The sequence below is a fragment of the Glutamicibacter sp. NPDC087344 genome (assembly GCF_044744225.1).
GTDB lineage: Bacteria > Actinomycetota > Actinomycetes > Actinomycetales > Micrococcaceae > Glutamicibacter.
In genome coordinates this window covers 394,672-405,021 of sequence record NZ_JBIUXY010000005.1, presented here as the reverse complement: position 1 = coordinate 405,021, position 10,350 = coordinate 394,672, and the positions used below count along the sequence as shown (strand labels likewise).

General features: G+C 63.2%; 9 protein-coding genes. 1 reads left to right on the top strand and 8 read right to left on the bottom strand.

Features of this window, described 5'->3' with window-relative positions; translation table 11 throughout:
- Nucleotides 1-153 precede the first annotated feature (153 nt).
- The 8 genes from ACIOWL_RS11880 to ACIOWL_RS11845 all read right to left on the bottom strand — a co-directional run bounded on the left by ACIOWL_RS11880 (nt 154) and on the right by ACIOWL_RS11845 (nt 9,188).
- A complete protein-coding gene (locus ACIOWL_RS11880) occupies nt 154-432 on the bottom strand; it encodes an HPr family phosphocarrier protein (RefSeq protein WP_400385084.1) in 279 nt (92 codons plus the stop codon).
- Nucleotides 433-480: 48 nt separating this feature from the next.
- Nucleotides 481-2,172 carry a phosphoenolpyruvate--protein phosphotransferase gene (gene ptsP, locus ACIOWL_RS11875; protein ID WP_400385082.1) on the bottom strand — a complete coding sequence of 564 codons (1,692 nt, stop codon included), beginning with the start codon at nt 2,170-2,172 and terminating at the stop codon, nt 481-483.
- Nucleotides 2,169-4,190, bottom strand: coding sequence for a fructose-specific PTS transporter subunit EIIC (locus ACIOWL_RS11870; RefSeq protein ID WP_400385079.1), 2,022 nt, complete (start codon nt 4,188-4,190; stop codon nt 2,169-2,171). The genes ptsP and ACIOWL_RS11870 overlap by 4 nt, the downstream gene beginning before the upstream one ends.
- Nucleotides 4,187-5,176 carry a 1-phosphofructokinase family hexose kinase gene (locus tag ACIOWL_RS11865; RefSeq protein WP_400385076.1) on the bottom strand — a complete coding sequence of 330 codons (990 nt, stop codon included), beginning with the start codon at nt 5,174-5,176 and terminating at the stop codon, nt 4,187-4,189. The genes ACIOWL_RS11870 and ACIOWL_RS11865 overlap by 4 nt, the downstream gene beginning before the upstream one ends.
- Entirely contained in the window at nt 5,173-5,949 is a 777-nt protein-coding gene (locus ACIOWL_RS11860; protein ID WP_400385073.1) for a DeoR/GlpR family DNA-binding transcription regulator, read from the bottom strand. The genes ACIOWL_RS11865 and ACIOWL_RS11860 overlap by 4 nt, the downstream gene beginning before the upstream one ends.
- A 175-nt stretch (nt 5,950-6,124) precedes the next feature.
- The gene (locus ACIOWL_RS11855; protein WP_400385070.1) at nt 6,125-6,982 is read right to left on the bottom strand and encodes a polysaccharide deacetylase family protein; all 858 of its coding nucleotides are present in this window, start codon (nt 6,980-6,982) and stop codon (nt 6,125-6,127) included.
- 146 nt (nt 6,983-7,128) lie between these two features.
- Nucleotides 7,129-8,157 carry a FecCD family ABC transporter permease gene (locus ACIOWL_RS11850; RefSeq protein ID WP_400385067.1) on the bottom strand — a complete coding sequence of 343 codons (1,029 nt, stop codon included), beginning with the start codon at nt 8,155-8,157 and terminating at the stop codon, nt 7,129-7,131.
- Complete coding sequence (locus ACIOWL_RS11845; RefSeq protein WP_400385064.1) at nt 8,154-9,188, bottom strand: FecCD family ABC transporter permease; 1,035 nt, start codon at nt 9,186-9,188, stop codon at nt 8,154-8,156. Before ACIOWL_RS11845 ends, ACIOWL_RS11850 begins: the two co-directional genes overlap by 4 nt.
- Before the next feature lie 117 nt (nt 9,189-9,305).
- On the opposite strand from ACIOWL_RS11845, the gene ACIOWL_RS11840 reads away from it, so the two are divergent.
- Nucleotides 9,306-10,340 carry an ABC transporter substrate-binding protein gene (locus ACIOWL_RS11840; protein ID WP_400385061.1) on the top strand — a complete coding sequence of 345 codons (1,035 nt, stop codon included), beginning with the start codon at nt 9,306-9,308 and terminating at the stop codon, nt 10,338-10,340.
- The last annotated feature ends 10 nt before the right edge of the window (nt 10,341-10,350 follow it).

The window sequence follows — 10,350 nt, the reverse complement described above, 5'->3', positions numbered from 1 at the left end:
TTCAACAAATCTACAATTAAGTTTTTTTTTAAAATTTTTTGCCCCCCCCTCCCGCCACCCCCCCCCCAACCCACCACAACCTACACGCAACAAAAATTTGGGGGGGGGCCCCCGCTTACGCCGCGCCCCACCACACCTATTCGATGGGCGAAGTTACTCCGAGTCGTGATCTGTTTCCAGGACCTTGACCAGTTCCTCCAGTGCCTCCTCGGCGCCTTCGCCTTCGGCGCGCAGGATGACGGTGGTACCGTATTCGGCGCCCAAACCCATCAGCGAGAGGATGCTTGAAGCGTCCAATGCGTCTTCGGCCGGCTCGCCCTCCAACGCGATGGTCACTTCTACCGGGGCTTCGGCGGCTGCCTCAGCGAAGATTGCCGCTGGGCGGGCATGCAGCCCAACGCGGCTTCCAATGATTGCTTGACGTTCTGCCATGGGGTTCTCCTTTGACTAACAGATGGTGTGTTGGGTGATTCGGGCTAGTTACAGCCCGAACCGGTCTAGTTCCGGCAATTCGGCGCGGACCAGCCGACGGGCTTCAGCGGCCGACTCGGCATCCAGCGCCAGCGCCGCTAAACGTTGGGCGGTCGGCAGGTCCACCGTGCGCAGCACCGCCGCGACCGGGGACAGCGCCCGCTTGTTCATGGACAGGGTCCAGACCCCCAGCCCAACCAGCACCACGGCCAGGGCCGGGTCTGCCGCGGCTTCGCCGCAGACACCTACCGGCTTGCCGCCGGCGCGTTGTGCTCCGTCGGTGGTGGCTTTCACCAGGTGCAGCACGGCTGGCTGCCAGGGGTCATTAAGTTCTGCCATGGACCCCAGCTGGCGGTCGGCCGCCATGGTGTACTGCGTCAGGTCATTGGTTCCCAAGGAAACGAAGTCGCAGCGATTAAGGATGCCGCCAGCCAGTACCGCGGCGGAAGGCACCTCAATCATGGTGCCAGCGGTGGGCAGGCCAGCTTCGGAAACCATGGAGGCAAAGGCTCCCGCCTCCGCCGGGGTGGAAATCATCGGGGCCATGGTCCAGACCTGGGCCTGATGCTCACTGGCAGCCTGGGCAATTGCCGCTAGCTGGCGGGCCAGTACCCCGGGGCTGGTGCTGTCGGTTCGGTAACCACGCACCCCGAGCGCGGGGTTCGGTTCGGTGGTATCGGTGAGGAAGGGCAGCGGTTTATCCGCGCCGGCGTCCAACGTGCGGACCACCACCTTCTTTCCTCCGAAGGCTTCGAATACCGCACCGTAGGCCTGGACCTGCTCCTCATGGGTGGGCTCGGTATCCCGGCCCAGGAAACAGAATTCGGTGCGCAACAGTCCAACACCCTCTGCTCCCGCGGAGGCCGCGGCTTGGGCGTCCGCGCCGCTGCCGACGTTGGCGAGCAAGGGGACCAGGTGACCGTCGGCCAGGACGCCGGTGCCGTCAAACTCGGGCAGCGGCTCGCGGTTCGCATAGGTTACCGCCAGGTGTTCCTGCTCGCTCCCGGGATGGGTGATGACCGTTCCGCTGATCCCGTCAACAAACACCTGCATCCCGTCATCCAGGGCGGTGGTCCCGCTGGCCGCCACGATGGCCGGCAGGCCCAGCGAGCGGGCGATGATGGCGGTATGAGACTGCGGGCCGCCATCCGAGGTGACCAATGCCAGCACCTTGGCCGGGTCCAGGGTGGCGGTATCGGCCGGAGCCAGGTCCACCGCGGCCAGCACAAATGGCTGATCCGAATCCGGGATGCCCGGTGCAGGGACTCCGCGCAGCTGCGCCACGATACGAGCCCGCACATCCAACACGTCGCTGGCGCGTTCTGCCATGTAGCCGCCTAGCGCGCTCAGCTGGGTCGCTACCGCATCGGCTGCCTCCCAGATGGCTGATTCAGCGCAGGTGCCGCCGGAGACCAGCTGGTTGGCGGATTTGAGCAGGCTGCGGTCGCTGGCCATCAGCGCGGTGGCCTTCAAAACGTCCCTCGCGTCCCCGGTAGCGGTCGCCGCCCGGGCCTTGAGCTGCGCGGCGACGCTCCCGGTGGCCTCTTGCAGCCGTTGGATCTCATCCTGCGCGGTGCGTCCCGCCGGCAGCGGGGCTCCATCGGTTGGCGCAATGATGGGATCCGGCATCCGCAGCACCGGCCCGATCACCCGTCCTGCGCTGACTCCTACCCCATGGTAAACAAGCTGCTGCGTGCTCATGCTGCAACTCCTGCCGATTGCGCGGTTGCCGAGGAGGCCTGGGCGACCGGGGTTTTACGGACGAACTTCTTGAGGATGATCACCAATAGTGCTGAGATCACCGTACCAATCACGGTGGCTAGCAGGAAGAGCGGCCAGGTGTTGTTCATGGCGAAGAAAACAAAGATTCCGCCGTGCGGGGCCTGGCTGACCACGTTGAAGGTCATGATCAATGAACCGGTGACGCCGGCGCCGACCATGGACGCCGGGATGACCCGCAGCGGGTCGGCCGCGGCGAATGGAATGGCGCCCTCGGAGATGAAGGCGGCCCCCAGCAGCCAGGCGGCCTTGCCGTTTTCACGCTCTGCCCCGCTGAACAGCTTCGGAGCGATGACGGTGGCTAGGGCCATCGCCAGCGGAGGCACCATGCCAGCGGCCATCACGGCGGCCATGATCATCAGCGGCGCCGGGTTTTCAACCAGTGAACCCGCACCCAGGCCGGCCACGGCGAAGGCATAGGCCACCTTGTTGACCGGTCCACCAAGATCTACGGCCATCATCAGGCCCAGAATCAGCCCCAGGCCAGCTGCCGCCACACCGGACATTCCCGAAAGCCAGTCGTTCAGGGCCAGGGTCAGGCGCGCAATCGGTCCGCCGAGCACCAGGAACATCAATCCGGAAGCGATCAAGGAACCCAGCAACGGCACAATCACCACCGGCATCAGTCCGCGCAGCCAGCGTGGTACGGCCCAGGAATTGATCCAGCGGCAGGCCAGGCCGGCAATCACGCCACCGACGATTCCGCCGATGAACCCTGCGCCCATGAACCCCGCCACCGCGCCGGCGGTGAAACCCGGGGCGATGCCCGGGCGGTCAGCGTACGCATAGGCGATGTAGCCGGCCAGCGCAGGGACCAAAAAGCCCATGGACAGCGAACCGATCTTGAAGGCCACTGCACCCAGGTAGGCGCCTAGCCCGGCATCTGGCAGATTCCACAATGAATTGTCGCTGAGGTAGCCGTCCGCCACATCAGTGATGGCGTAGCCGCCCAGCAGGAAGCCCAGGGCGATCAGCAGGCCGCCGCCGGCGACAAACGGGATCATGTAGGACACACCGGTCAGCAGCGCACGCTTGAGTCCCGCGCCGAAGCTTTCACGTTTGGTGTCCTGGCTGTCGGCGGCTTCGTCCGAGCTTGCCGCCGGAACCCTGCGAGCGTTCGGGTTCGAGGAGGCTGCCACCGCATCGGTGAGGAGCTTGGCTGGCTCGTCCACACCGCGTTTGACCGGAACCTGGATCACCGGCTTGCCGGCAAAACGGCCGCGATCGCGTACATCCACGTCCACGGCGAAGATCACCGCGTCCGCGGTGCGGATCAGCTCCGGGTCCAGCGGGGTGGAGCCTGAGGAGCCTTGGGTTTCCACCGCGAAATCGATGCCGAGCTCCTCGGCGCTTTGCGCCAGCGCGTCGGCCGCCATGTAGGTGTGGGCAATGCCGGTCGGGCAGGCGGTGACGGCAACAATCTTTACACGCTTCACGGCAGCTGGTGTGCTGGCCGCACCGCTCGTCGCAACGCGGCTGGCGGCCGGGGTGTCAGAGGTAACCTCGGTGACCAGGTCGACAATCTCTTGATTGTTTTTGGCCTCGCGCAGCGCGGCGGTGAAGCTCTTTTTCACCAGTGCGCGGGCAAGTTTGGAGAGCAGCTTCAGGTGGTCCTTATCCGCTCCTTCCGGGGCGGCGATAAAAAAGATGAGATCCGCAGGTCCGTCTTTGGCGCCAAAATCCACCGGGGTGGCCAAACGGGCCATGGCCAAGGTCGGTGCGGTGACCGCGGCTGACCGGCAGTGTGGAATCGCGATGCCGCCGGGCACCCCGGTGGCGGTTTTCGCTTCGCGTGCCAGCGCATGTTCGGCAAGTTCCGCCGCGTTCGTGGCGCGGCCCTGCGCGGTGATTTGCTTGGCCAGGTGGGTGATGACGTCGTTGGTGGTGGTGCCCAGGAAGGCATCCAGGGTGACGAGCCCGGGGGTGATCAGATCACTCATGAGTGGGATCCTTGTCTTGGCGTGAGAGCGGTGACGGCAACAGCGTCCGTGCGCAGGTGATGGCGGGTGGGAATGGTTGAGCCGGGCAGCGATGCCGCGGCCGTTCCGTAGGCGATGGCCAGGCGCAGCTTCTCAGCCGCGTCCGCTCCCGCCGTATCTGCCAGCAGATAGCCGGCCAACGATGAATCTCCGGCGCCAACGGTGCTGCGCACCGTGATGGGGTCGTGGATTCCATGCCAGGCGCCGTCCCGGGTGGAAAGCACGGCACCGGCGGCTCCCAGCGTGGCGAGCACCGCCTGCGCTCCGCGTTCCAGCAGCATCGCACTGGTGCGGGCGGTGAGCTGGGGCGAGGCCTCGAGCTCCGCCTCGCTGACCGTAGAGCCGGTGAGTTCGGCCAGCTCTTCGGCGTTGGGTTTGAGCAGATCGGGTACGTGCAGCGGTGAGTGGGCGAACAGCTGGCGCAACGGGGCGCCGGAGGTATCGACCGCGATCTTGGGGCACCGCGAGCCGAGGTGCTCACGCAGCCGGGCGGTCAGCATGGCGTAATAGTCATCCGGCACCCCCGGAGGAAGCGAGCCGGCAAGGACCAGCCAGCTGGTTTCGGTACTGGCCAGTTCGGCAATGATCAGTTCTTGGAGCTGGGCCAAGGCCTCGGCACCGAGCACCGGACCGGGCTCATTGATTTTGGTGGTGACACCCAGGTGGTCAACCAGGGTGATGTTGGTGCGCAGCGCCGCGGCGATGGGCAGCGAACGGTGCGGGAGGTTGTCGACGGCCAGCGCCTGGATGAGCGGGTCGCTGGCATCACCGGGCAGCAGGGCGAGGGACTTCTCACCGGCGGCAATGATGGCGCGGGTGACATTCACTCCCTTGCCGGCCGCCTGCAGGTGGCTGGACTCGGCACGTTGCACGGTTCCCGGGCTCAGCGCGGCGGCCAGTTCCACGGTTTTGTCCAGTGCGGGATTACAGGTCAGGGTGATGATCATGCCACGATCACTTCAACATCTGCGGCTTCAAGCGCGGCGGCAAGCTCGGTGCCGGGCTGGCTGTCGGTGACCAGGGTGTCGATTGCATCCAAGGAGGCGAATCGAACCAGGGTTTCCTGATCAAATTTTGAGCCGTCGGCCAGCAACACCACACGGCGGGCGCTGGCGACCAACGAACGTTTGACCGCTGCTTCCAGCGGATCCGGGGTGCTTAGCCCGAAACTCGGGTGCAGGCCGTTGGTGCCGATAAATGCAATATCAGCCCGGTAGTTCGCGTATTCCTGGGCGGTCCGCGCACCGCTGGCCGCCCCGGTAATCCCGCGGACGCGTCCGCCGATCAGTTCCAGGGCAATCTCTTGGCTCTGCACCAGCACCGAAGCGATGGGTAGTGCGTGGGTGATCACCAGCAGGCCGCTTCCGGCGTTGGTTTTGAGCATCCGTTCGGCCAGGATTTCGGTGCTGGTGCCGGCGTCAAGAATGACCGAAGCTTCGGAGACCGGGATCAGGTTCAGAGCCCGCTGCGCGATGCGCGCCTTGGCATCGGCATGGATGGCGGTGCGTACAACGTAGCTTTCCTCGCGGGTGCTTGCTTCACTGGTAGCTACCGCGCCACCGTGCACTCGACGCAGGTGGTTTTCGGATTCAAGCTGCGCCAGATCACGGCGCACGGTTTCCCGGGTGATGTCGAATCGTTCGGCAAGCTGCGCGACGGTGACTTTTCCGTCGGCGGCCAGCTGTTCAACGATCAGCCGGTGTCGTTCTTCGGCGAACATTTCTGCCTCCGCTGGGTTTCATGACCTGCAACACATCAATCTGTGTTTAGATGACTTTATGCCCGATTGTGTGGGTAGGTCAAGTGAAAAGCCGAGGAAGTTTTGGATTTATCTGTGTTTGAGTGGGTTTTGCTGGCTATCTGAGGTTTTTGATGTATTGCACAGTGAAAGCGGCTCAGCGAATCTGATTGCGGCGGCTATACGCCGTGGAGCTGTTGAACTCTTGGCCGTCAAACAGTTCGTCGACGGTCACCGGGGTGTATCCCTTGGCCTTCAGCTGCTTGATGAGCTCGGGTACGGCCTTAACGGTGCTCTGGTGGATGTCGTGCATCAAGATGATCGAACCGTCGCGGACCTGACTCATTGCAATGCTTGCAACCTTGGCGGAGTCGCGGTGCTGCCAATCCAAGGTATCCACATCCCATAACACCAGCGGCGCATCGATTAATGAATCAACCTCGGCGTTATGCGCGCCGTAGGGAGGGCGCACGGTGCCGGGGTAAACACCGGACACATCCTTGATGATGGAGGCGGCTTCATCGATTTCGTGGGTAATCTGCGAACGGCTCAGGGTGGTTAGCGAGGCGTGGTCTTGGGTGTGGCTGCCTAGCTGGTGCCCTTCAAGCACCATGCGGCGCAAGGCGTGGGGATACTTTCCCGCATTCTGGCCCAACAGGTAAAACGTCGCCGGGACATCCGCCGCCGCCAGCGAGTCCAGCAGGGTTTCGGTGTAGCGGCCGGGCCCGTCATCAAAGGTCAGGGCCACGCATTTGGCCTGATCGCAATGCACCTCGGGGCGCGGATGCAGGCGTAGCGGGCCAGCTGGTGCGGTCACCGCGGCGACAGGTTCGACGTCTTGGGCCGGCGCGGCCGTGGAGCCTTGGAGCCGCGAGTTATCCTGTCCGGGGGTGAGGTAGGAAGCGGCCTGTCGCGCGAAGCTTGAGTCGGCTCGGGAGTCTGAGCCGCAGGAGGTTAACAGCAGTACTGAGGCAAGGCAAGTCAATGCAGCGAAACGGTGAATGGGGGAGGGCATCTAACCACCATCCCGCGTTGGGCCCGGCGTTTTCAAACTGAGGGGCCAGCTCACGGCAAACTCCACCCAATCGTTATGAAAACCCGCGAAAAACACCGGAAACTCGCGGAAAAATGTGCCTCAAGTCTCAGCGTGGCGTATTGCTGCTAGCCGCGCACGCGCTGCGTGCCGCGATTAAGGAGGTACACCAGATAGATTCCGCCGATGCAGACGGTCACAACTCCAACCGGCAGCTGGATTGGGGCGAAAAGCCTCTGGGCCAGCAAGTCGCCCACGGCAAGCAGGAACGCGCCGGTCAGTGCGGTGGGGATCAGGTTTAACGAACCCCCGCCGACAAGTCGTCGGGCCAACTGCGGGGCCACAAGCGCAACAAAAGCGATTGGACCGGCCAAGGCTGTCACTGCGGAAACCAGGAGAACTGCCAACGTCACCAGCACCAGTTTGGTCCGTTCGACCTTCATGCCCAGGGCACTGGCCAAATCGTCACCCATCTGAAGCATCTGCAACGACTTCGACCCGATCAGCACCGCGGCCAGCGAACCCAAAACAACGACGCTCACCGGGATGACCCCGGCCCACGTCACACCATTCAAGGTTCCCGCGCCCCACACGGCCGCGGCCATCGCCACATCGAGTTCGGCGCGCAACACAAGGTAGTGGTTGAAGGAAGCGAGCACCGCTGAGATGCCGATTCCCACCAGTATGAGGCGGAATCCATGGGTCCCGTTGCGCCAAGCGAGGAGGTACACCACGAATGCTGTCAGCAATCCCCCGGTGAGGGCACCCAAACTGGTGGCGAGAAAACCGCCGCCGAGGATTGTCAGCACCAGCAGTGCGCCGGTATAGGCGCCAGTGGAAAACCCGATGATGTCCGGGGAGCCCAGCGGGTTGCGTGTCAGGGTTTGGAATATCGCACCGGATACCGCAAGGCCGGCGCCAAAAACCAGTGCGGCGGTGGCTCGGGGCATACGCCATTGCCAGATCACCGTCGTTTCAAGTCCTTCGCCGCCGCCAAAGAGGATCTGAATCACGCGCCACGGGGTAATGGTGTATTCCCCGCCGGAGACTGCGAACACCGTGGCCAGCAGGGCCGCAAGCGCCAGGGCTAGGCCGACTGCACGGGAACGGGGGTGGCGAACGAGGCGTCGGTGTCCAATCGCTGAAACACTGCTCACAGGGCCACCGCCTTGGGGCTGCGGGCCAGCATGATCAGCAGCGGAGCACCGATGAACGCGCAGACCACACCGGCCTGCAACTCGCCGGGAAGCATGATGCGACCGAGCATATCGGCAATAAGCAGAAGCATGGGCGCCAGCAAACAGGTGTAGGCCATGACCCAGCCGGTCCCGGACCCCGCCAATCTACGTGCAGCGTGAGGCGCCATGAGCCCGATGAAACCGATGGCTCCCACTGCGGCGGTGGCGGACGCGGCAAGCACGGTAAGCGCCACCAAAACCAGAACGTGGGTGTTGCGGACGTTGATGCCCAGGGCCGTGGCCGCATCATCGCCCAGTGCCAGCCCGTCGAGGGACCGCGTGCAGAGCGCGGCAATCAGGATGCCGAGCAACGTCAGTAGTGCCAAGGGGAAAATGACCGAGGTGTCTCGACCTTGGAGGGAGCCGATCGTCCAGGCGCGCAACTGGTCGAATGCCTGCGGCCGGACCAATGAGAGGGCCGTTCCGAGGCCCGTGAAAATCGCCCCGATAGCCACCCCGGACAAGACCAGGCGCACCGGGTCTGAAGAGCCTGCCCGGGGGCGTCCAATCAGGTAAACCAATGCGGCCGTGAGCAGGGCGCCGAGGAACGCGAACGAGACGTATCCGGCAAAGCCTGAAACTCCCAAAAATCCGACGGCCGTCACGATGGCTAATGAAGCGCCGGCATTAACGCCAAGGATGCCAGGTTCGGCCAGCGGATTGCGTGTTAATGCTTGGGCGAGCAGCCCGGCCACTCCAAGGCCGGCACCGGCGAAAATCGCCAGCAGTGCGCGGGGTAGTCGTGAGGAAAGGATGAGGCTGCGCTCAACAGATTCTTGCGGGTTGGCCAGGGCCGAAAAAATGGTTTCGAGGCTCAATGAGCGCGAGCCTACGGTCAATGAGAAGGCGGCGAGGGCCACCAGAAGCGCCGCTAGCACCCCGAGAACCGCTAGGTGTTTGCTCGGGGATTTGCTTGACTGCAAATCCTCTGGCGAGGCTAAAGTCTTCACGGGGATAGGGGCCGCACTTTCACGCTGAGAATGGTGACCGAACCATATTATCGCGACTGTTCTGGGAGTCGACGTAGCGCAACCAAGCCACGGAAACGAATACGGTATATTAGCGTTGTGAATTTATTAAAAACTCGTACCGCATGGAGTCGAGCCTTGCTCGGCGCCACCGCCACTGTGCTTGTGGCGGTCACCGCTGGTTGTGGCGCGGCCACCAACTCAACTGATTCCAACGCTGGCAACAAGGACGTCGCTATCGGCGGTCAGAGTTTTACGACTGCAGATGAAGAAACGGCCAAGTTCGGTTCGGACGCCGAAGCCGGCCAGTTCCCGCGCACCGTGACCCATGCCAACGGAACCACCGAAATCCAAGCCAAGCCGCAGCGTGTGGTGGTGCTGGATACCGGCGAACTGGACGCCGTGTTGTCTCTGGGGATCACCCCGGTCGGCATCCCGGCGACTGAAGGCGTGAACTCTGTTCCGAGCTACCTGGCGGACCAGGTTAAAGATGCGAAGACCGTGGGTACCATCCAGGAACTCAACTTGGAGGCTATCGCCGCATTGAACCCGGACCTGATCATCGGTTCGCAGTTGCGTGCAGACAAGCTGTATGGGCAGCTCAACGAAATCGCGCCGACAGTCTTCTCGATCCGCCCAGGATTCCCTTGGAAGGAAAACTTCTTGCTAGCCGGTGAGGCACTGGGAGAGGAAACTGCCGCGGTTTCGGTATTGAATGACTATCAGGCCAAGGCAACGGCGCTGAAGGAAGACGTCCAGGGCGACCCGAAGATCTCTTTGATGCGTTTTATGCCTGAAAAGATCCGACTCTACGCGAACAAATCGCTGATCGGTGTCATTCTCAACGACGCTGGGTTCACGCGTCCGGAGAACCAGGACATCGAAGACCTGGCCGTGGAAATCTCCGCTGAGAACCTCGCCGAGGGAGACTCGGATTGGCTGTTCTACACCTCTTACGGAACACCGGAAGCTACGGGGGAAAAGGCGGCCGTTGAGGGGCCTCTGTGGGGTCAGCTGCAGGCGGTTAAAGATGGACAGGCCATCCGCGTGAATGATGACGTCTGGTTTTTGGGTCTAGGCCCGACCGGCGCCAACCAGATCCTGGACGATCTGCGCAGCTACCTGGTTAAGTAGCCTCAATTCA